Below are 19,837 nucleotides of genomic sequence, written 5' to 3'. Positions count from 1 at the left end.
AATGTCTGATTCAAAACTCAGGATTGTTGTCTGGAACGAGGCCGTGCACGAGGCCCGCAACGAGCCTGCAACCATCGGCGAGATGTACCCCGAAGGGATCCACGGCGCCATCGCTGCCGGGCTCCGTTCCTGCTACCCGGACTCCGAAATCTCCACAGCTACGCTGGCCGATCCCGAGCACGGGCTCTCCGAAGAGGTCCTGGAGCAGACCGACGTGTTGCTGTGGTGGGGTCACATCGCGCACCAGGAAGTCAGCGACGAGGTGGTGGAGCGAGTGCAGCGCCACGTGCTGGGTGGCATGGGCCTGGTAGTCCTGCACTCGGGGCACTTCGCCAAGATCTTCACCAGGCTGCTGGGCACCACGTGCTCGCTGAAGTGGCGCAACGAAGGCGAACGCGAACTCGTGTGGACGGTCAAGCCTTCCCACCCGATCGCGGCCGGCATCGAAAGCCCCATCGTCATCCCCAAGCAGGAGATGTATGGCGAACTGTTCGATATTCCGGAACCCGATGACCTGATCTTCATCAGCTCCTTCGCCGGCGGCGAGGTGTTCCGTTCCGGTGTGACGTTCTCGAGGGGAAAGGGCCGAATCTTTTACTTCAGTCCCGGCGACCAGGAATACCCGGTGTACCACCAGCCGCAAATCCAGAAGGTCATCGCCAACGGCGTTGCTTGGGTGGCCCAGCCGGAGCGGTTCCGGGAGGCACCTGAGGTCTCCAACCCCGCCCGGGGCTGGTTCGAGCAACCTTAGGCCCTTCTACTTTCGCAAAATACTGACTTCCTAGGAACGACTACATGACCACCTCCGCACACTCATCCCGCCCTTCGCCGCCGGTTTCGCGCCCGCTCGGCGTGGCCGCCATTGGTTACGCCTTCATGGGGAAGGCCCATTCGAATGCGTGGCGGAACGTGGCCAGTTTCTTCGACGTCCCGGCCATCGAGCAGAAAGTGCTCGTAGGCCGGGACGGCACCCAGGTGGCCGAAGCCGCAGCCAAGTACGGCTGGGCCGAGTCCGCCACGGACTGGCGTGCCGTCATTGAACGGGACGACATCGACATCGTGGACATTTGTGCCCCGGGCTGGATGCACGCCGAAATCGCCATCGCTGCACTGGCCGCCGGTAAGCACGTCCTCGTGGAAAAGCCGCTCGCGAACACCATCGCGGAGGCCGAGGCCATGACGGCAGCCGCCGCTGAAGCCCGGGCCTGCGGTGTGCAGTCGATGATCGGCTTCAACTACCGCCGTGTCCCTGCCTTGGCACTGGCACGCGAGCTCATTGCGGAAGGCCGGCTGGGCACTGTCCGGCACGTTCGCGCCGCTTACCTGCAGGACTGGCTCTCCGACGCCGAGTCTCCCATGACGTGGCGGCTCCGCAAGGAAACGGCCGGATCCGGAGCGTTGGGTGACATCGCCTCGCACGCCATCGACCAAGTCCAGCACCTCACCGGTCAAACCGTCACTGAGGTGACCGGAACGTTGAGGACTTTTGTCACCGAACGTCCCGGCCCCGGCGGTGCGGAGAAAGTGACAGTCGACGACGCCGCCTGGGCCACCCTTGGTATGACGGGGAACATCAGCGCGTCCGTGGAGGCATCCCGGGTTGCCACGGGTCAAAAAAACTCGCTCAAGCTCGAAATCTACGGTTCCCTCGGGTCGCTGACGTTTGACCTCGAGAACCTGAACGAACTGAACTTCCTCGATGCCGGCCTTCCCGTCCGGGAGCAGGGATTCCGGCGGATTCTCGTGAACGAGCCCGAGCACCCGTACCTCGAAGCGTGGTGGCCGCAGGGCCACATCATTGGGTGGGAGCACACGTTCACCCACCAGATCCGGGACTTCCTCCTTGCGATTCGGGACGGAAGCCAGCCGTCGCCGTCGTTCGACGACGGGCTCCAGATCCAGCGCGTCCTGACCGCGGTCGAAGAGTCCGCCAAAAACAGGAGCACCGTCACAGCGGTTGCAGCCTCCACCGGACGATGCGTCCCGCGCTGGGAGAAGGACGACCCGGACGACCTTTACGCGGCGCTGCCGGGCGTTGTCTCCGGCGGCTGAGCTTCTTCCACGCTTCAGGCAGCTATCCGTGCCCGCCCGCCCTCACGGACAACTGTTGTGTAGGCGGGGCGAAGTAAAGCGGGCGGTTCCTTTCGGAGCCGCCCGCTTCATCTGTTTGTCTCTTAGTGCCGCTTGAAGGCGTGCCTGAATTTTTCGCCGGCCTGCTTGAGGTCGGCCTTGATTGCCTGACCCCTGCCTTCTGCCCTCATCCGGCGGTTGCCGCTGGCCTCGCCGGCGGCTTTCTTTCCCTTGCCGTGAAGTCGCTCCGCGGCGTTGTGGATCCTGTCACCCAAACCCATTGCGGTCCTCCTTGTGGTGCGGCCCATGCGGCTGGTTGCCGCAATTCCCGCCACTTAAATTGTAGGAAGAAAAGACCCAAGGTCCATGGCGTCCGGGAAGTAGGCGGAAGGGGGGTCCTCCCGAACGGCCACCCCGACGGCGACCGGAACTTCGACGTAGACGGTCACCGGAACCTCAACGCCAAGCAAACGGAATGCAACATTTTCTCCCATTTCGCACCGTCAAGTCCTTGACCGATCCAGTCACGCCCTGATAAACCTTAGATGCGGAAAGCGCTTTCTCTGCCGCCCGAATCCCTTCCTAACGCTCCACGGGTCGCGGACGGTGCAGAAATGAAACGATACAAAACCCCTTGGTGGCAGACTCAGCTGCCGCCAGCATCAAAGGAGATGTTCTTTGGCATACCCCGCGAAATGTTCCCTTCCCCAAAAGGCCGGACGGTTCAGAAAAACGGCGCCAGTGGCCGCCGCGGCAACTCTGGCGGCCGCCGCCCTCGCATTCACCGGCGTCCCGCTGGCCCAGGCGGACCCCACCCAAGCGGCCCCCGCCAAGACCGATGCCAGCCCGGCGAACCCCGCCCAGGCGGCCCAGTTCCCGGCCCAGTCAGGCAAGTCCGCGCTCAAACGCCAGGTGGAAAACCTGGACCGTGCGCCCGTGGCGGTTCTCACGGACCAGGGCGTCACGCTCAGCTGGCGGATGCTGGGCCTGGACCGGGACAGCATCGGTTTCCATGTGATCCGCGACGGCGTGCAGCTCACGGTGGACCCCATCCGGAACGCCACCATGTACGTCGATCCGGAGGGCACTGCGTCCTCCAAGTACGTCATCAAGGCGGTGGGCAACGGTGACGGGCAGAACCAGCTCACCGGGGAGTTCACTCCGATGGCGCAAAACTACCTGGCCATCAAGCTGGACAAGCCGGCAGACGGCGTCACCAAGGACGGCAAGCCCTATACCTACTCCGCCAACGACGCCAGCGTGGCCGACCTGGACGGCGACGGCAAGTACGAGATCCTCCAGACGTGGGCGCCGTCCAACGCCAAGGACAACTCGCAGTCCGGCTATACCGGCAACGTCTACGTGGACGCCTACAAGATGGACGGCACCAAGCTGTGGCGCATCGATTTGGGCCATAACATCCGGGCGGGCGCGCACTACACCCAGCTGCTCGCCTACGACTTTGACGGCGACGGCAAGGCCGAGCTGTCGATGAAGACCGCGGACGGCACCACGGACGGTGCCGGCACCGTGATCGGCGACCCGTCCGCGGACTACCGCACCACCGCCGGGTACGTCCTGTCCGGTCCTGAATTCCTGACAGTCTTCAACGGCGCCAGCGGCACCATCATGGACACCGTCAACTACGACCCTCCGCGCGGCTCCGTGGCCGCATGGGGCGACGGCTACGGCAACCGCGTGGACCGTTTCCTCGGCGCGGTGGCGTACTTGGACGGCGAGCACCCGTCCATGATGTTCAGCCGGGGATACTACACCCGGACTGTTCTGGTCACCTATGACCTTGTCAACGGCAAGCTGGTCAAGCGCTGGAAGTTCGATTCCGACGTCGCCGGCGCCGAATACAAGGGCCAGGGAAACCACAACCTGTCCGTGGCTGACGTGGACCAGGACGGCAGGGACGAGTTCGTCTTCGGCTCCATGACCATCGATGACAACGGCCAGCCGCTGTACAACACCAAGCTGGGCCATGGCGACGCCATCCACACGGGGGACCTGGACCCGTCCCGGCCCGGCCTGGAGACCTTCGCTGTGCACGAAAGCATGAGCCAGAGCGGCAACCGGGGTGCCACCTTCCGTGACGCAGCCACAGGTGAAGTCCTCTGGAGCATTCCGGCCATCAAGGACACCGGACGCGGAGCCGCGGGGGATATTGACCCCCGCTATGAGGGCGCCGAAGGCTGGGCGATTGGTGGCAGTGCCGCCTGGAACTCGCCGGTGGGGCAGTTGATGTCTGCGAAGGGTGAACTGATCGCGGAGAACATCCCGGCCGCGAACTTCCTGGCCTGGTGGGACGGGGACCTGCTGCGCGAAATCGTGGACCACGACTATGACGCCGCCACGTCGGTCGGCGTGCCCACCATCTCCAAGTGGAACTGGGAGACCGAGACGAGCGACCGTCTCCTGACCGCCACGGGAGCCCGGACCAACAACACCACCAAGGGCAACCCGTCACTGCAGGCTGACCTGCTGGGTGACTGGCGCGAGGAGCTGGCCTTCCCGTCCGGCGACAGCACCGAGCTGCGGATCTACACCACCACGTCGCCTACAGAGGTGCGGCTCCGTACCCTGATGCATGATCCGATGTACCGCACCGGGGTGGCTCGTGAAAACGTGGCCTACAACCAGCCCCCGCACCCGAGCTTCTTCATTGGCGAAGGAATGGAAACTCCGGCGATGCCGTCGGTCACCTACGTCGGCGCCGACAAGTAAGCCGGCGAGTAATACGACGGACGGCTAAAACGGCCGACGGCGGGACAGGGCACCGCCCGCATCGTGCGGATGCGGGCGGTGCTTTGTGCCGGCTCAGTGCTGGCCCAGGCCGCCTCCCATCGGCGGGAGGTGGCCGTCGTGGCGGTGCTGTTCCCGTAGCCGTTCGGCCGCGCTGAAGTTCTCGCCCTCTGCCGTCTCGTCGGACTCACCCTCGAAGTCCACCAGCCCGTTGGTCTGGTCAAAGGGATGCGCGAACCGGTTGTACTCCGGGCTCGCGCCGGCCTGCGTGCCGCCGGGAACCGGTGCCCGCCAGGCACCTGTCGCGTGGCCTTCATGCTCGATGAACTGCTTGAACTTCTTGAGGTCGTGCTCCGCCTGGCGGCCCACTATGTGGAGCAGGTTGCCCACCTTCTCAACAAAGCCCTCGGGCTGGTATTCCAGGGTGAGCTTGAGAGAGGTCCTGCCGCTCCCGGCGTCGTCGAACTCCACGGCGCCGGAGTTGGTGGCACCTGCGGTAGCCGCCCACGCCACCCGGCGGTCCGGGACCTGCTCCAGGATTTTGGCTTCCCATTCCCGGCGGACCCCCGCGATGCGGGCCACCCATTTCAGGCGGTCATCACTGAGCCGGGTGACGCTCTCCACGCCGGGCATAAAGTGTGGGAAGTCCTCGAACCTGGTCCATTGCTGGTAGGCCTCGCTCACCGGCACGTTGACCAGAATCTGCTTTTCCGCTCGTGTGCTCACGGCGTCTCCCTTGGTTGAAAACGACTCAGTTGGAACGTATTTGGCTGGAACGGAAGAGCCAGGGGCTTGGCGCCCCTGGCTCTGTACGGATCAGACGACGCTCCGGTCAGCGGATGACGGCTACGTCGCTCCTCTCCCACTTGGTCCAGTCGGACCAGTCGTTGCCGCTCTTCACCCGGAAGGAGACTTCCTGGTACACGCGGTCCTTGCCCTTGTCCTTGTCGACCGTGTCCTTCTTGCTGAGGGTCATGCGCTCATCGTGCCTGTTGAACTCAAGCCTCCTCCATTCGGAACTGCCGAGCCTGTCGTCGCGCCCATGACGGTCCTTTTCAAAGCGCTTCTGGCGGACATCCACGATCTTGTTGCCGTTGCAGTGGATCCTGATCTTAAACTCCGCGACGTTCTTGCCCGCGTCCGTTGGCTTCAGCGGGTCAACGGTACAACCGCGCAGCGACGTCGAAGCGTCGGCAGGCACAGCCAGTGCAACGGGTCCGCCAATAAGACCCAGCGAAACAGCCGAGATCAAGGCGAATCGGGTTCCGAAGGGGCGGGATTTAGTTGGGGTAGTTGTGGACATTTCTTTTGCTCCTCAAAAGGATGCGGGTGGAACATTTTCGGGCAGGACTAGTAAGCCGCGATTTCACTCCCCCGTGAAGCGGCGACCAGTTCCATCCGGTTTCAAACAGCACGCCCGGTCTCTAACGGGGGGCTTGACTCCGGGCTCTTACCATCTGAATTCGTGGCCCGGTAGTACAATCGTGCGCCCGCTTTTCGTCAAACGCCAGTGCCCTTGCGCCCCTATTTTCCCGCGTTTTTACTGGGGAAAGCCGGGTCTATTCCGGACATTTCGCATCCGGAAACCTCGCCTCTGCGCGGCGGGGGGCCATAGGCTGGCAGGGTCGGCCGGCCGTTAATGCAGGCCGGGAGAACCGAGGCCAACCACCAACGAAAGGCTCCATCATGACCGACCCCCAGGACGCCGCAACCGATCCCGCAAACCTGATCGGCCCCGGTGATCCCGACGCCGTTGACCAGCAGCAGGCCCATCCGGGCGCCGGTGCAGCGAAGAACATCCGCGAAGAGCAGCAGACGCAGGCGGCAGGCACCGTACCGGCGTCGTACGTGGGCAGCGGCGAGTCGGACGCGGAACGCAAGCCGGAGGATGCGACGGCGGATGCCGGCACCTGGGATGACCAGGTATAGGGCGGCCCCGCCGGAGCTGGCATCAGATTCCATTCTGCGGTTAAACAATTCCGCAGTACGGATTTAGCATTCCGGAAACACGGGGTCCCTAGCGTTGCCTATGACCTGAAGGCGTCCAGCGCGCCTTTTCCCCGTTGATTGGCAGCCCTGATGAAACTCCCCTCGCCCCTGGTGCCCGACGCAAGCAGTGCGGCCCCGAAGAAGCCGCTCTATAAATCGCTCTTCTTCCAGATTCTGGTTGCCGTGTGCCTGGGCATCGGGATCGGCCATTTCTGGCCGGATCTCGGCTCGGCCCTGCGGCCATTGGGTGACGGTTTCATCCAGCTGATCAAGATGATCATCGCCCCGCTGATCTTCCTGGTGATTGTCACGGGCATCTCGGCCGTGGGCGACGTGAAGGCCGTGGGGAGGGTGGGCGTGAAGGCGCTGCTGTACTTTACCGGCGCCACGCTCTTCGCCCTGGTGTTCGGCCTGGTGGTGGGCAATATTGTTCAACCCGGCGCGGGCCTGAACATCGACCCGAACACGCTGTCCCAGGATGCCCTCAACGCCAAGACCGGAACGGCCCCGCCCAAGGACGCCGGCGCGTTCCTGCTGGGCATCATTCCCACCAGCGTGGTGGGTGCCTTCGCTTCCAACAGCCTGTTGCAGGTGCTCTGCTTTTCGGTGTTCTTCGGCGCAGCCATCGTGGTGGTGGGCCGTGAACGCTGCCTGCCCGTGGTGACGCTCCTGGAGACGGTGCTGGAGCTCTTCTTCAAGATCATGGGCTGGGTGATGCGTGTTGCCCCGGTGGGCGCGTTCGGCGCCATGGCCTTCATCATCGGCCAGTACGGACTCGGCTCGCTGAGCACTTACGCGCTGCTGATCGCGGCCTGCTACGGTGCGGCCATCATCTTCATCGGGCTGCTGTTCGTGGTGGCCTGGGTATATCCGCGAGTTCCGCTGTGGCAGTTCATCAAGTACAGCCGCGAGGAGTTCCTGCTGGCGCTGGGCACGGCGTCCACCGAGTCCGTGCTGCCGCGCATCATGACCAAGCTGACCAACGCCGGCTGCTCCCGGGCCACCACGGGACTGGTGGTGCCCACCGGCTACTCCTTTAATCTGGACGGCGCCGCGCTGTACCTGTCCATCTCCCTGCTGTTCCTGGCCCAGGCCTTCGGGCACAAACTAGACCTTGGGCAGCAGCTCGCGGCCCTGGGCATCCTGATGCTGACGTCCAAGGGCATGGCGGGCGTCCCCGGTTCGGCCTTCCTGGCGCTCTCGGCCACCGCAGCCGCCCTTGGCATCTTCCCGGTGGCCGGCGTGGCCTTGCTCCTGGGCGCAGACCGCCTCATGGACTCCATGCGTGTCTCGGTGAACCTGCTGGGCAACTGCGTGGCCACGTTCGTGGTGGCCAAATGGGAAGGCCAGTTCGACCGGGAGGCCATGCTCCGCGCCTTTCGCGGGGAAGCGGAGGAAAGCACGACGGCGGACGGGTCACCTGAGGTTCCGTCCGCCGCCGTGCCTGCCTACAGTTCCCGGAGCTAGCCGTTCGCCATGGCGGCTTCGTAGGAAATCCGCTTCTCGGTTTCCCTGGCCTCAATCCGCTCCGCCTCGAGGAGGACTTGCTCGGCGTCTTCCCGCCTGACCACCACCACACCGTCAGCGTCAGCCACGACGATGTCGCCGGGGGAGACGACGACGCCGGCGATCGCCACCGGAATCTGCAGCCTCCCCGGTCCGAACTTGTAGGGTCCGGCCGGCGTCACGGAACGGGCAAACACCGGCAACCCGCAGTCCGCCAGGGCGTCGGCGTCGCGAACGGCGCCGTCAATGACGAACCCGGCGATTCCCATGCTCTTGGCCCGGATGCCGATCAGGTCCCCGATGAGGGCGCGGGAAACGTCGCCCCCGCCGTTGATCACAATGACGTCCCCCTGCTGGGCGCCGTCGAGCGCCTTGTGGATGAACAGGTTGTCGCCGGGACGGGTCCACACCGTGAAAGCGGGGCCGGCAAGTTTGGCGCCGGTCCAGATGGGGGAAAGCCCGGAAGCCACCCCGATCCGTTCCTGGGCGTCTCCGATGTTGGCTGCCGGTACAGCGCCGAGGCGTCGGACCAGTTCGTCGGAAGGCAGTTGGCCGACGGCGGTGAAATCAGGTGTTGCACTCATGCCGTCGCCGGCCTTTCTGTTGGTGTCCACAGTTACTTCTGCTGGAGGAGCTCGTCGATGACGGGCTTGATGGTGTTCTCGCGCTCTTCCCAGAGCTTGGCTACGTCGCTGCTGGACTTCCACGCCGGCGCGGTGGCTGCGCCCTTGAGCTTTTCCTGCACAGCCGGGGTTTCGATGGCTTTCTTCAAGGCAGCTTCGAGCCGTGCCACGATTTCCTTGGGCGTCTCGGAGGGGACAGAGAGTGCGAAGTTGCTGGCCATCGGGTCGACGTCATAGCCAGCGCTTTTCATAGTGGGAACTTCGGGCGCAAACGGGCTGGGGTCGTCCTCGACGACGGTCAGGAGCTTGATGTCCCCGGACTTGTATTGGCCGAAGAAGCTGGAGACGCCGCCGAGGGCGAAGTCGGTCTCGCCGGAGACGATGGCGGCAACCTTGTCCGCGCCGCTGTTGTAATGCACGATGTTGAAGTCCAGTCCCAGCTGGTTTTCCAGCAGGCGAAGGTTGATGTGGTCATCGCCGGCGCGGGAGTCGGTGCCCACGGTGATCTTTCCCGGTTGCGCCTTGACCGCATCGAAGAGTTCCTTGATGCTCTTGTACTTGCTGTCTTTGTTAACACCGATCACCACGGAGTTGGTGGCAAAGGATCCGATGGGCGTGAAGCTGCCGCGGTCGAAAGCTGCCTTCTTGCTCGGATCCAGATAGCGTCCCAGGATAGACGGGATGTTGGTGTTGCCGAACGTGAGTCCGTCCGCCTTGGCGTTGGCCACATAGTTCAGGCCCACAACCTGGCTGCCGCCTTCCTTGTTGACCACCTTGATGTTGGCGCCCAGGTCTTCCTGCATGACGGGGGCCACGATGCGGGCGAGAATGTCGTTGCCGGCACCTGCGGCGGAGGGCACAATCCATTCGATGGTGGAGCCGGCCTTCGGGAAGTCGGCGGCTTTGCTGGAGGTGCTGCTGTTTGCCTGCCCGCCACAGGCGGTGAGGGCGAGGGCAACAGCGGCGGCAAGGGCAGTGGTGGTCAGGGCAATGGGTTTCTTCATTTCGCAAGCTCCTTTGGTGCGACAGGGGTGTGGGACTTTTTCTTCAGCATGGAAGCAATGAGGGGGCGGACCGCGCCGAACAGGATGGCGACGACAATGACGCCGATGAGGGTGAGGCTGATGGGGCCTTCCATAAACACGCCGTAGTCGCCGAGGGAGAGGGCGAGTGACCGCTGGAAGTTCTCCTCGAGCATGGGACCGAGGATCAGACCGAGCACCAGCGGCGTGAGCGGGACCTTGACCAACTGGAAGATGTAGCCAAGGACGCCGGCTCCCAGCATGATCAGGATGTCGAACGGGCTGCCGTTGATGGAGTAGGTGCCAAGGAACATAAAGGCCAGGATGGCGGCCATCAGGTAGTGGAACGGCACCTTCAGCACGGCGATCCATACCCGGGCCAGTGGCACGTTGAGGATGAGCAGGATCAGGTTGCCCACGATCAGGCTGGCGATGATGGCCCAGGCCACGTCGGGGTTGTCGCGGAACAGTAGCGGTCCCGGAATCAGGCCGTTCATGGTGAATGCGCCGGCCATGATGGCCACGGTGGCCGACGTGGGGATGCCTAGCGTGAATAGGGGGATCATCGAGGAGACGGCCAGGGCGTTGTTGGCTGCCTCCGGGCCGGCGATGCCTTCAACGGCACCCTTGCCGAACTCGGACCGCCGCCTGGACAGCTTCTTCTCGGCCGCGTAGGAGGCCAGGGAGGTTGCGGCCCCGGGGGATCCGGGGAGCAGGCCCATGAAGAAGCCGATGACCGAACCGCGCAAGGACGGAAGCGCGGAGCGCTGCAGGTCGGTCCGCGTGGGCAGGAGCCGGGCGACCTTGAGGGGGCTCGGTACGCCGAGCGGTCCCTTCTGCGCCTGTCCGAGTACTTCGCTCAGGCCGAAGACGCCCATCACGACGGCGACCAGTCCCACGCCGTCGAACAGTTCCGGCATGTCGAAGGTAAAGCGGGCAATGCCGACGCCGGAATCGACGCCCACGGTGGCGATGGCCAGTCCGGCGGCGGCGCTCAGCAGGGCTTTCGCCGGGTTGGAGCCGGCGAAGCTGGTGATAAGGGCGAATCCGAGCAGGGAAACCAGGAACAGTTCCGGGGCGCCGAACTCCAGCGCCAGCCGGCTGAACGGTGCCACCACCACGAATCCGATGACACCGATCAGCCCACCAACAAACGATGCCAGTGCGGCGATGACCAGGGCCGGACCGCCGCGGCCCTTCTTGGCCATCTGGTACCCGTCCAGGGTGGTGGCGATCGAGGAGGCTTCGCCGGGAATCCGCAGCAGGACCGCCGTCGTGGTTCCTCCGTAGGCAGCGCCGTACAGGATGGCGGCCAGCATGATGATGGCGGAGGTGGCATCCAGCCCGAAGGTGACCGGGATGAGCAGCGACACTGCCGCTGCGGGGCCGAAGCCCGGAAGGACGCCCACCAGCATGCCCAGCACACAGCCGAGCAACGCGAAGAGCAGATGTTCCGGGGTGAACACTGTGGCGAGGCCGCCCAAGAGCTGATCAAAACCCATGGTTCACAGCCCCAATCCGGCGAGGAATTCGAAGCTGGCGGTGGGGAGTGCCGTACCGAGCCACACCTCGAAGACCAGGCGGGACGCGAGGGCGGCTCCGAGGGCCACCGCCACCGAGATCCACAGCTTCCGCTTGCTGACGAAGTAGAGGATGGTACCCAGCTGCAGCGTCATGACCACGGTGTAGCCGAGGAACGGAAGCAGCAGCGCGGCGAGCAGGATGGACCCGGCAATGATGCCCACCCGCGTCCAGCCCTGGCGGTCCGGGAAGTCGGCAATATCGGGTTCGTCGCTGTTGTCATCATCGAGCAGGGACACCAGCGCCGACTCCGACTCGTGGTGGGGCGGCACTGATTCCACGACGTCGCCAGCAACCGGTGCCGGCTCGGCGGTGCGGCGCGCGGCGACGAGCTGAAGGATCCAGAGGACGCCTGCCAGCGCCATCAGCGCTCCGGCGACGGCGGGGAAGAAACCGGCACCCACACCGGAGTTGTTGGTCAGTCCGTACCCGGCACCCACACCGGCGACGGTTAGACCCCCGGCCAGGGCCGCCGAGGCGACTGTCCATTCAAGCGCAACGGGTGCGTTGAGGGTTTGCATCTTTGTTGTCCGCCTCTCTGCGGCAAAGTGGAGAATGTAGGGGTCGCAAGTTCCGGCATGAACCTCACTTGCAATCTTGCACAGGATTGCATGTCTATGAGAGAGTGTCAAGCATCACAGGTTTCCAGCAGGGTTCTCAAAGGAGAGTCATCTTGAGTTTCAAAGCGGTAGTGGCCAGCAGTGCGGTCCAGCTCAGCGCCTCCGAGGAGCGCGTCATGAACGTGCTGATGGGCGACCAGATGTCCGGGATTACTGCTGCGGAGGTGGCGGACCGGGCAAAGACGCATGAGTCAACAGTTGTTCGGCTGGCAAAGAAGCTCGGTTACCGCGGCTACCCCGAGCTTCGGAGCGACCTGCGCAGGGATGAAGAGACAACGGAGACCAGCGGGACCATCATGCGCGGGGAATCCGGTTACGATCTCTCCGCCTTCATCTCGGATGAGATCCGGGCCCTGAAACGCCTGCCGCATTTCGTCCCCCAGGAGGACTTGGAGGCGGCCGCGCGGATCCTGCACGAGTCGCGGACCGTCTACCTTTTTTCAAACAACGACGAGAGGTCAACCCTGGATCTCCTGTCACGGCGCCTCAGGCGCCTCGGGCTGACCACTGTGATGCTCGCCCCGACCCCCAAGGATCTCGCGGAACGGTTCGTCAGCTTTGACGAACGCAGCACGCTGATCTCCCTCGCGCTGCGCGAAGCGCCGAGACAGCTTGCCACCCTGACTGCCGAAGCCGCCCGCAGGGGAGGAAAATCCATCGTGATCTCCGATGTTCCCGGCTACAGGTTCCGCCCCAGTCCGGACCACCTCATTGCCGCCCGGCGGGGCGACGACACGGAGTACCGCACCCAGCTGATTCCCGTGGCGCTGGCCTACGCCCTGCAACTGGCGATTTTCCACCTCGATCCGGCCCGGTACCAGGCGGCGCGGGACAGTATCGATGACCTGACCCGGCTGTTCGGCGGGACGGACGAAATACCCCTTCGGGCGTGAGCGCGCTGGCCTGGCGTCGGGCCCTGAGTGCCCAGGCCGTCTTGGCGCAGGCCGCATGGGTGGGTATCCGCTTGATGATCGGCTACCGCGCCCTTGCCCTCGGCGCCGATCCCGTGTTCCTGGGTTTGCTGGCCTCGACGTTCGCCCTGCCTGCCCTCCTCGCAGCACTGCCGGCAGGCCGGATCGCGGACCGCCGCGGCGGAACGGGGATGGCGTTTATTGGGCTGGTCTCGGCGGCTGCTGGAACGGGAATGCTGTTCGCAGTTCCCGGGCTGCCGTTTCTTCTCCTGGCCAGCGCCTTCATTGGCCTCGGTCATCTCCTGGTGATGGTGGGGCAGCAGACGTTCGTGGCCCACGTCAGCGTCAAAGGATCAACGGACAGCGCCTTCGGGACGCTGACGGCGGCCGCTTCGATCGGCCAGCTGATCGGCCCGCCCGCGGTGACCTTCGTTGCATCGGCGGGGGCCGCCGGCGGGGCTGCGCCGGACACCAATCTGGGGCTCCTCATGTGCCTGGGCTTCAGCGTGCTTGCCACCCCTGCCTACTTCTTCCTGCGGCGCACCGACGGTGATCTACGCAGGAAGCGCCGCACTGTTAACAGCCAACCCGTAAAGATCGGCGGTGTGCTGAAGACTCCCGGAATGTGGCGGTCCCTCGCCGTCAGCGGAGCCGTGCTGGTCACCGTGGACCTGATGTATGCGTTCGTGCCGGTCTGGGCCACGGAGCAGAACATCAGTGCCACCGCCGTCGGACTCCTGTTGGCCCTCCGCGCCGCCGTTTCCGTGCTGAGCAGGCTTGGCCTCATCCGGCTCATTGCCAGGTTCGGGCGGAAGATGCTGCTGATTGTCTCGATAACCGCAGCTGCCGTTGCGCTGCTGGCGCTGCCCCTGACCGGGGTTTACGGTGCCATTGCCGTGATGGTGGGCCTCGGCCTGGGACTCGGCATACCCCAGCCCCTGACCATGGCATGGGTTACCTCCCTGACGCACGCCTCACACCACGGGGCGGTGCTGGGCCTCCGGCTGACGGTGAACCGGTTCGCGCAGATTTCGCTGCCCATCGCTATTGGCGCCGCCGCCGCACCGCTGGGCGTAGTCGGGATATTTTGGGCCAACGCGGCGCTGCTGGTCGGCGCGATCGTGGTGGTGGCCGGGTCCGACGCCGGCTCGGGTGCCGGCACCTCAGCCGTAGACCCGGCCGACGGCGGCTGACCGGAATCCGGCGCACGACGGCGGAGCGGATGCACCGCCGTCGTCCGCCTTGCGGAACGGGGCTGGTTTGACCGCCGCAGGACGGGCAGACTGAACGCATGAAACCGCTTTCTCATGAAGACCACGTTCCGGCCGGCGGGAGCGCCAAACCTCCAACGAACTATGCCGTCATTGGCGGAGGCTACCGGGCAGGCTTCTTCCTCCGTGTGGCCCAGGCGCTTCCGCACCTCTTCCGGGTGTGTGGCGTGGTGGCCCGGCGCGAGGAAAGCCGGGCAGCGGTGGAGACGGAGTGGGGCGTCCCGGTGTACCCCACCCTGGCGGCACTCCTTGACGAGGCGACGCCCGACTTCGCGGTTGTATCCGTCAGTGCCGGCGCCGCCCCAGGTGTCATCGCTGATGCCGCATCGCGGGGCCTCCCCGTGCTGACGGAGACGCCGCCGGCGCCGGACCTCGAGGGGCTCCTGTCCCTGTACCGGCTGGTGGAGGACGGCGCGCGGATCCAGGTTGCCGAGCAATACCACCTCGAACCGCTCCTCTCGGCGCAGATCGCCGTCGCCCGCTCAGGCCGGCTGGGCAGCGTTGCGGAGGCGTTCGCCTCGGTCTGCCACGGGTACCACGGGGTCAGCATCCTCAGGCGCCTGCTGGGGATCGGCTTCGAAAACGCCGAGGTGACCGCCCACGAGTTCCGCTCGAGGATGCAGGCCGGACCTGACCGCTCCGGGGATCCGCAGGAAGACCATCTGATCGATGAGGCCCACGTGTCCGCGCGGCTGGACTTCGGCGGCAGGCTGGGCGTCTTCGATTTCACCACCGATCAGTACCGCTCCTGGATCCGCTCCCCGCACGTGCTGGTCCGGGGCGACCGTGGCGAGCTCCGCGACACCGAGCTGCGCTACGTGGAGGACTTCCGGACGCCCATGCGCGGCGAGATCCGGCGCGTCGGTGCCGGGCACGCCGGCAACCACGAAGGCATGTTTCTCCGCGGCCTGGTGGAGGGCGGGAACTGGCTCTACCGGAACCCGTTCCTGCCCGCCCGGCTCGCCGACGACGAACTTTCCGTTGCCGCCCTGCTGCAGGGCATGGCGGACTACGTCCACGGCGGCCCCGAGGTCTACAGCCTCGCCGAGGCCTGCCAGGACCAGTACTTTGCCCTCACCATCCAGCAGTCCGTGGAAACAGGAAAAAGCATCCGGACCGAAACCCAGCCCTGGGCCGCCGCTTAGCTTTACTTAGCGCACCTGCTGGAGTGCCGGGAGGTGTCCGCCGATCAAGGCCAGGTTCTGGATCACCGCCAGGCCGAACTGCGCAGCGTCGTTGGTGGACACGGTCAGGGCCTCGTCCACGGGCGTGAGGACGTAGGGCGGTTCGATCTTTCGCAGCATGAACGCTTCCTGGTGGTTGAGGTTTTCGCCGCCTTCCGCGAAGCTGTCCCACGCGCGGCGGGCCAGCTCGGCGTCACCCAGGCGGGCGGCCGCGTAGGCGGTGAGCCGGCTGTGGGCCTGCGTCAGGTAGGTGCCGTCCAGGGGCCGGCCCACCTCCCGGGCCTGTTCTTCGGGTGTGGCCAGGAACAGCCTGCAGTACTGCAACCAGGCGCGTTCAAACCCGGCGTCCGGGACCAGGCTGACCAGTTCGCTGCAGATTTCCACCAGCCCGAACACGGCGCTCAGGTGCGAGACGCTGATGACTTCGCGGCCGGCGTCGAACCTTCCCTGATCCAGGTCGTACAGGGCTTCGCCCGTGAGGAAGCCGTATTTCAGGGCGCCGATGTCCGCCATTGTCCCCAGCAACCGGTCCCGTGAGCGCGGATTGCCGGTGCGTTCCCAGTCGGTCAGCCAGGTGGCGGCCAGCGATCCCCAGTCGGTTCCCAGGCCCACGGCCAGGGCGCTCCGGTCCGGCCGGTACGTGGCGATGTCCGGGCGCACCTTCCGGGTGGGGTCCAGGCCCAGGAAGTTCTGGTCGCTGTCCACCAGTTCGGTGAGCAGGTCGCCGGTGCGTTCGTCTGCCGTCAGGTAGTAGTAGAACCGCCGGTAGGCGGGGGTGCTGATCCGCAGCTGCTTGGCGCTGCATCCCCAGTGCTGGACGTTGTGCCGGGAGCCCAGGCCCCGCCATTCGCCCAGGTGGTACACATCCACTTCGCCGGTGTGGCGGGTCATGGCCTCGGCGAAACGGAACACGTCCGCCCGGCCGGACCGCAGGTACATGTACCAGAGCCACAGGTCGGGGGAGAGTTCCGAGTTGTCCCAGGCGTACCCGCCCACGTCGTAGCGCCAGACGTGCCGGTCGGCGTCGTAGGTGTGCATCACGTCGCCGTAGTTCCAGAACCCGTACCAGCGGCGCTGCTCCACCTGACCGGTGTAGAAGTCGAACAGGAAGTCCAGCTTGTCCTCCAGTCCGGCCCGCTCGGGCGTGCTGCGGTCCACGGGCGACCAGTCACCGAACACGCCCGCCGAGTGCAGGTACTCAGGGGTTGCCTGCAGGAGCGGCGGGGTGGAGGTGGCCTCCGCATCGGCGGCGAGGGCAACGGTGTCCGGGGTGGAGTCGTACGCGAACAGGGTCAGTTCGTGGGTGCGGGCAATGCCGCTGGGGGTGCCGAATCCCGGTTCGTAGTCCTCGTAGGTGATTTCCAGGCCCTCGAGCTGTTCCTCGAAGGTGTCCTGCCCCAGCCCGTCATGGTAGAACCGCAGGTCCATGGGCTGCGCCTCGGGGGAGTACAGCCACGCCGTCACGGCGGCCTCGGCGGTGGCGGCACCGCGGATGTCCAGCTGCCCCGGGTGGGACTGCCAGAAGTTGCGGATGCCGACGCCGAAGCCGCCGCGCGGACCGCTCAGTGAGCAGAAGCCCGCTGCACGCGTGCCGCCGGAGATTCCCACCCAGCCGTGGCCCTCGCCGGTCCGTTTGCGGAGCTCGAAGCCGTCCGCGCTCAGCTGGGTCAGGGTGTAGTCGTTCCACGCCGGGATCAGGTGCAGCCGCCTGGACACCAGTTCACTCCACTCCTCCAGCGGCGGAGTGGCCCGTCCGTCGATCTGGGCACGACGGACGGCTTCGCCCGGGTCGCGGCGCAGGCCGGTCAGGCCGCGCACCGCCTCGGTGAGGAAACCGCCGTCGGCCCCCGCGATGCGCACGTGCCTGTCGTGCAGCTGGTCCTCGAGCGGCACCGTGAACCGGACGCCGAGTCCGGCCAGGAAGTCATGCTCGGCGTCGCCGTCCCAGATGAAGGAGTGGACCATCCGCACGCTGCGGGCTCCGGCGTAAAAGTAGAACCGGACCACGAAGGGCAGCCAGCTCCGCCCGTCACCCTCTCCGCCGTCCCCGTCGTCCGGGCGGTGCGTGCCTTCCAGCCGCACCACCGCGCGGACCGGACCGCTTTGTTCAAGCACGACGGCGGTCACCTCACCCGTGAAGGCCTGCCGGTTGACGGTGCCGGGGTCGTCCGGGACACTGTCCTGAAGCAGGCTGACCAGTTTGCCATCGCGGGCCACCACGGTGCCGCCGCGGGAGAGGGTGGCGAACAGGGATGAGCCGCGTCGGTTGATGACCATGTCCAGCGTGCCGGTGGCGACGGTGACGGATTCTTCCGTTTCCGTCACGGCGATCTCCTGGCCGGATGCTGCCTCTGGTGAGGGCCCGGCCTCCGGTGAGGCGCCGCCGTCGGACGTCACGCGGTAGTGGGCGGAGGGCGCGTCGGTGGCCGGCAGTGCAATGCCTGCCCATTTCAGCGAGCCGTCCGGCCACGTTGCCAGCGGCCAGGCCTGCGAGGCGACCGGCTGCCCGTCGGCGTCCGAGACGGAGATTCCGCCGACGCCGGCCAGCGAACCCCGGGCGAAGGGCATGCCCCAGGTGGTGCCGCCGGAAAGCTCCGCGGGAGCATCGCCGTCGAGCCAGTTGAGTGCTGCTTCGGTCGTCATTGTCCGTCTCCTTCGACAGCGCGTGGGCCAGGCAGCATCGAAGGCTGCTTCACATCGCGCTTGTATCGTTTCAAAATACCTGCGGAATCCGACCCTCGGCCCGGGGTGGGTGGTGGTTGGGGACAAGTCGGAAACCGCTTTCCGATCAGTTCTAACAGTACGCAACGGTGCAAGTCAATGATTTTTGTGGCACACCTGTGCGCTTGTGAGCGTTTATGTGTGACGCTATGTGCTCGTCTCGGACCGCTGGGCGTCGCCGCGGCCGGCAGTGTCGATCGCGCAGAAACGGTTGCCCTCGGGGTCGGCCATGATCACGAAGTCCGCGTCCGCGGGCCGTTTGCTCCACTCGACGCGGGTGGCGCCCAGGTCAAGGAGCCGCTGCACTTCGCCGCTCTGGTCCTCGGTGTAGAGGTCCAGGTGGATGCACGGCGGGATGTGGACCGACGACGGCACGCGGTCCAACGATATGCAGGTGCCCGAGCCGCCCGGAGGCTGCAGGATCACGAAGTCGTCCTCGGGATCGTGCCGCGGTTCAAATCCCAGGGCGGCCTGCCAAAAGGCCATCTGGGCCGGGAGGTCATCAACGCGGATCACGATCGAGCCAATGCTCAGCATCCGGCCAAGCTACACCGACGAAAAGTGGCCCGCAACGCTCCGGGGATCCGTCCCTCCACTAGGCTGGCAGCTAAGAACCCTCCCGGCAGGCCGCGCCGACCTGCCCCGAGCCGACGGAGCTGTTGGAGAACCATGACCCGGAAGATCACTGTCAGCCTGCCCGATGCCGTACTTCGCGAATACCTGACGCCCCACCCGGATGTCACGGTGCTGGAGTGGGACTTCTCAGGCGAACCGCCGCAGGCGCAGATCGACATCGTGGTGCCGCCGTACATGGGCGGGACGCGGATCCTCCGGAATCTTGAAGCCGTGGAAACTGCCCTGGTGCAGAGCCAGTCGATCGGGTACGACGGCGTGGCGGACTCCCTCCCGGCCGGCCGGGTGTTTGCCAACGCGGCCGGTGTGCACGAGACCTCCACCGCGGAACTGGTCCTCGCCATGATCCTGGCCAGCCAGCGCGAGTTTCCGCGTCTCCTGCGCAACCAGCAGGACGGCGTCTGGGAAACCCGGCCCACCGCCAGCCTGGCCGACCGGCGCGTTCTCATCGTGGGCTACGGCGGGGTGGGCAAGGCAATCGAGCAGCGGCTCATCCCGTTCGAAACCAGCGTCACCCGGGTGGCCAGCCGACCGCGGACGGACGGGAACGGCGTGATCCACGGGATCACCGAACTGCCGGAACTGCTGCCGGAGCACGACATTGTGGTGGTGGGTGTCCCGCTCAGCGACGCCACCACGCACCTTATCGACGACGCCTTCCTGGCGGCAATGCCCGACGGCGCGCTGCTGGTCAACGTGGCGAGGGGACCGGTGGCGGACACCGAGGCCCTGGTCTGCCACACCGCGTCGGGACGGATCCGCGCCGCGCTGGACGTCACGGATCCCGAGCCGCTGCCGCAGGACCACCCGCTGTGGGGCACGCCCGGCGTCATCATCACCCCGCATGTAGGCGGGGCAAGCTCCGCCATGCGCCCCAGGATGGGCCGCCTGCTGCAGCGGCAGATCGACCTCATGCTGGCAGGGGAGCCTCCCGTCAACGTGGTGCTCGGCGGCTGAG

The 19,837-nt window shown here is 65.8% G+C and carries 18 protein-coding genes; 9 read left to right on the top strand and 9 right to left on the bottom strand.

Translation table 11 applies throughout. From position 1 onward, the window contains the following. Position 1: 1 nt before the first annotated feature. Together ACSQ12_RS19275 and ACSQ12_RS19270 are read left to right on the top strand one after the other, a co-directional pair. Positions 2 to 751, top strand: coding sequence for a ThuA domain-containing protein (locus ACSQ12_RS19275; protein ID WP_436066530.1), 750 nt, complete (start codon positions 2 to 4; stop codon positions 749 to 751). Between the two features lie 44 nt (positions 752 to 795). Further along, positions 796 to 2,052 (top strand): Gfo/Idh/MocA family protein, encoded by a 1,257-nt coding sequence (locus tag ACSQ12_RS19270; RefSeq protein ID WP_436066529.1) that lies wholly within the window; start codon positions 796 to 798, stop codon positions 2,050 to 2,052. A gap of 122 nt (positions 2,053 to 2,174) precedes the next feature. Here ACSQ12_RS19270 and ACSQ12_RS19265 read toward each other — a convergent pair whose 3' ends face one another. Next, positions 2,175 to 2,351, bottom strand: coding sequence for a CsbD family protein (locus ACSQ12_RS19265; RefSeq protein ID WP_043430082.1), 177 nt, complete (start codon positions 2,349 to 2,351; stop codon positions 2,175 to 2,177). Between the two features lie 397 nt (positions 2,352 to 2,748). Between ACSQ12_RS19265 and ACSQ12_RS19260 the strand changes: the two genes are divergently transcribed. After that, on the top strand, positions 2,749 to 4,800 hold the full coding sequence (locus tag ACSQ12_RS19260) for a rhamnogalacturonan lyase (protein WP_436066528.1): 2,052 nt from the start codon (positions 2,749 to 2,751) through the stop codon (positions 4,798 to 4,800). 93 nt (positions 4,801 to 4,893) lie between these two features. Here ACSQ12_RS19260 and ACSQ12_RS19255 read toward each other — a convergent pair whose 3' ends face one another. Together ACSQ12_RS19255 and ACSQ12_RS19250 are read right to left on the bottom strand one after the other, a co-directional pair. Then, positions 4,894 to 5,544: an SRPBCC family protein gene (locus tag ACSQ12_RS19255; RefSeq protein WP_436066527.1), complete on the bottom strand. Its 651-nt coding sequence runs from the start codon at positions 5,542 to 5,544 to the stop codon at positions 4,894 to 4,896. A gap of 106 nt (positions 5,545 to 5,650) precedes the next feature. Beyond that, positions 5,651 to 6,121 (bottom strand): hypothetical protein, encoded by a 471-nt coding sequence (locus tag ACSQ12_RS19250; RefSeq protein ID WP_436066526.1) that lies wholly within the window; start codon positions 6,119 to 6,121, stop codon positions 5,651 to 5,653. Positions 6,122 to 6,504: 383 nt separating this feature from the next. On the opposite strand from ACSQ12_RS19250, the gene ACSQ12_RS19245 reads away from it, so the two are divergent. Together ACSQ12_RS19245 and ACSQ12_RS19240 are read left to right on the top strand one after the other, a co-directional pair. After that, positions 6,505 to 6,747, top strand: coding sequence for a hypothetical protein (locus tag ACSQ12_RS19245; protein ID WP_436066525.1), 243 nt, complete (start codon positions 6,505 to 6,507; stop codon positions 6,745 to 6,747). 150 nt (positions 6,748 to 6,897) lie between these two features. Continuing rightward, complete coding sequence (locus ACSQ12_RS19240) at positions 6,898 to 8,274, top strand: cation:dicarboxylate symporter family transporter (protein WP_436066524.1); 1,377 nt, start codon at positions 6,898 to 6,900, stop codon at positions 8,272 to 8,274. Here the strand turns inward: ACSQ12_RS19240 and ACSQ12_RS19235 are convergent. Genes ACSQ12_RS19235 through ACSQ12_RS19220 form a run of 4 tightly spaced genes read right to left on the bottom strand, consistent with a single transcriptional unit; the run spans position 8,271 to position 12,060 of the window. Beyond that, positions 8,271 to 8,927, bottom strand: coding sequence for an RraA family protein (locus ACSQ12_RS19235; RefSeq protein ID WP_436066523.1), 657 nt, complete (start codon positions 8,925 to 8,927; stop codon positions 8,271 to 8,273). The two genes, ACSQ12_RS19240 and ACSQ12_RS19235, sit on opposite strands and share 4 nt — an antisense overlap. A 2-nt stretch (positions 8,928 to 8,929) precedes the next feature. Further along, positions 8,930 to 9,940, bottom strand: a complete 1,011-nt coding sequence (locus ACSQ12_RS19230; RefSeq protein ID WP_436066522.1) for a Bug family tripartite tricarboxylate transporter substrate binding protein — start codon at positions 9,938 to 9,940, stop codon at positions 8,930 to 8,932. Further along, on the bottom strand, positions 9,937 to 11,460 hold the full coding sequence (locus ACSQ12_RS19225) for a tripartite tricarboxylate transporter permease (RefSeq protein ID WP_436066521.1): 1,524 nt from the start codon (positions 11,458 to 11,460) through the stop codon (positions 9,937 to 9,939). Before ACSQ12_RS19225 ends, ACSQ12_RS19230 begins: the two co-directional genes overlap by 4 nt. A gap of 3 nt (positions 11,461 to 11,463) precedes the next feature. Beyond that, complete coding sequence (locus tag ACSQ12_RS19220; RefSeq protein ID WP_436066520.1) at positions 11,464 to 12,060, bottom strand: tripartite tricarboxylate transporter TctB family protein; 597 nt, start codon at positions 12,058 to 12,060, stop codon at positions 11,464 to 11,466. Between the two features lie 152 nt (positions 12,061 to 12,212). Between ACSQ12_RS19220 and ACSQ12_RS19215 the strand changes: the two genes are divergently transcribed. The 3 genes from ACSQ12_RS19215 to ACSQ12_RS19205 all read left to right on the top strand — a co-directional run bounded on the left by ACSQ12_RS19215 (position 12,213) and on the right by ACSQ12_RS19205 (position 15,486). Further along, positions 12,213 to 13,052: a MurR/RpiR family transcriptional regulator gene (locus ACSQ12_RS19215; protein WP_436066519.1), complete on the top strand. Its 840-nt coding sequence runs from the start codon at positions 12,213 to 12,215 to the stop codon at positions 13,050 to 13,052. Then, on the top strand, positions 13,049 to 14,263 hold the full coding sequence (locus ACSQ12_RS19210; protein WP_436066518.1) for an MFS transporter: 1,215 nt from the start codon (positions 13,049 to 13,051) through the stop codon (positions 14,261 to 14,263). Before ACSQ12_RS19215 ends, ACSQ12_RS19210 begins: the two co-directional genes overlap by 4 nt. 98 nt (positions 14,264 to 14,361) lie before the next feature. Continuing rightward, positions 14,362 to 15,486 (top strand): Gfo/Idh/MocA family protein, encoded by a 1,125-nt coding sequence (locus ACSQ12_RS19205; protein WP_436066517.1) that lies wholly within the window; start codon positions 14,362 to 14,364, stop codon positions 15,484 to 15,486. A 6-nt stretch (positions 15,487 to 15,492) separates the two neighbouring features. Here ACSQ12_RS19205 and ACSQ12_RS19200 read toward each other — a convergent pair whose 3' ends face one another. Both ACSQ12_RS19200 and ACSQ12_RS19195 read right to left on the bottom strand, forming a co-directional pair. Further along, on the bottom strand, positions 15,493 to 18,168 hold the full coding sequence (locus tag ACSQ12_RS19200) for a Tat pathway signal sequence domain protein (protein WP_436066516.1): 2,676 nt from the start codon (positions 18,166 to 18,168) through the stop codon (positions 15,493 to 15,495). A 225-nt stretch (positions 18,169 to 18,393) separates the two neighbouring features. After that, positions 18,394 to 18,783: a VOC family protein gene (locus ACSQ12_RS19195; protein ID WP_436066515.1), complete on the bottom strand. Its 390-nt coding sequence runs from the start codon at positions 18,781 to 18,783 to the stop codon at positions 18,394 to 18,396. A gap of 132 nt (positions 18,784 to 18,915) precedes the next feature. On the opposite strand from ACSQ12_RS19195, the gene ACSQ12_RS19190 reads away from it, so the two are divergent. Then, a complete protein-coding gene (locus ACSQ12_RS19190; protein ID WP_436066514.1) occupies positions 18,916 to 19,836 on the top strand; it encodes a 2-hydroxyacid dehydrogenase in 921 nt (306 codons plus the stop codon). The last annotated feature ends 1 nt before the right edge of the window (position 19,837 follow it).

It is taken from the genome of Arthrobacter sp. LjRoot14 (assembly GCF_964253905.1).
Taxonomy (GTDB): domain Bacteria; phylum Actinomycetota; class Actinomycetes; order Actinomycetales; family Micrococcaceae; genus Arthrobacter.
This window is presented reverse-complemented; position numbering and strand designations above follow the sequence as displayed.

Bases quoted from the DNA above. Each gene is read 5' to 3' on its own strand.
- ACSQ12_RS19275 (WP_436066530.1), top strand. From the start codon at position 2: ATGTCTGATTCAAAACTCAGGATTGTTGTCTGGAACGAGGCCGTGCAC.
- ACSQ12_RS19270 (WP_436066529.1), top strand. From the start codon at position 796: ATGACCACCTCCGCACACTCATCCCGCCCTTCGCCGCCGGTTTCGCGC.
- ACSQ12_RS19265 (WP_043430082.1), bottom strand. From the start codon at position 2,351: ATGGGTTTGGGTGACAGGATCCACAACGCCGCGGAGCGACTTCACGGC.
- ACSQ12_RS19250 (WP_436066526.1), bottom strand. From the start codon at position 6,121: ATGTCCACAACTACCCCAACTAAATCCCGCCCCTTCGGAACCCGATTC.
- ACSQ12_RS19245 (WP_436066525.1), top strand. From the start codon at position 6,505: ATGACCGACCCCCAGGACGCCGCAACCGATCCCGCAAACCTGATCGGC.
- ACSQ12_RS19240 (WP_436066524.1), top strand. From the start codon at position 6,898: ATGAAACTCCCCTCGCCCCTGGTGCCCGACGCAAGCAGTGCGGCCCCG.
- ACSQ12_RS19230 (WP_436066522.1), bottom strand. From the start codon at position 9,940: ATGAAGAAACCCATTGCCCTGACCACCACTGCCCTTGCCGCCGCTGTT.
- ACSQ12_RS19225 (WP_436066521.1), bottom strand. From the start codon at position 11,460: ATGGGTTTTGATCAGCTCTTGGGCGGCCTCGCCACAGTGTTCACCCCG.
- ACSQ12_RS19220 (WP_436066520.1), bottom strand. From the start codon at position 12,060: ATGCAAACCCTCAACGCACCCGTTGCGCTTGAATGGACAGTCGCCTCG.
- ACSQ12_RS19205 (WP_436066517.1), top strand. From the start codon at position 14,362: ATGAAACCGCTTTCTCATGAAGACCACGTTCCGGCCGGCGGGAGCGCC.
- ACSQ12_RS19200 (WP_436066516.1), bottom strand. From the start codon at position 18,168: ATGACGACCGAAGCAGCACTCAACTGGCTCGACGGCGATGCTCCCGCG.
- ACSQ12_RS19195 (WP_436066515.1), bottom strand. From the start codon at position 18,783: ATGCTGAGCATTGGCTCGATCGTGATCCGCGTTGATGACCTCCCGGCC.
- ACSQ12_RS19190 (WP_436066514.1), top strand. From the start codon at position 18,916: ATGACCCGGAAGATCACTGTCAGCCTGCCCGATGCCGTACTTCGCGAA.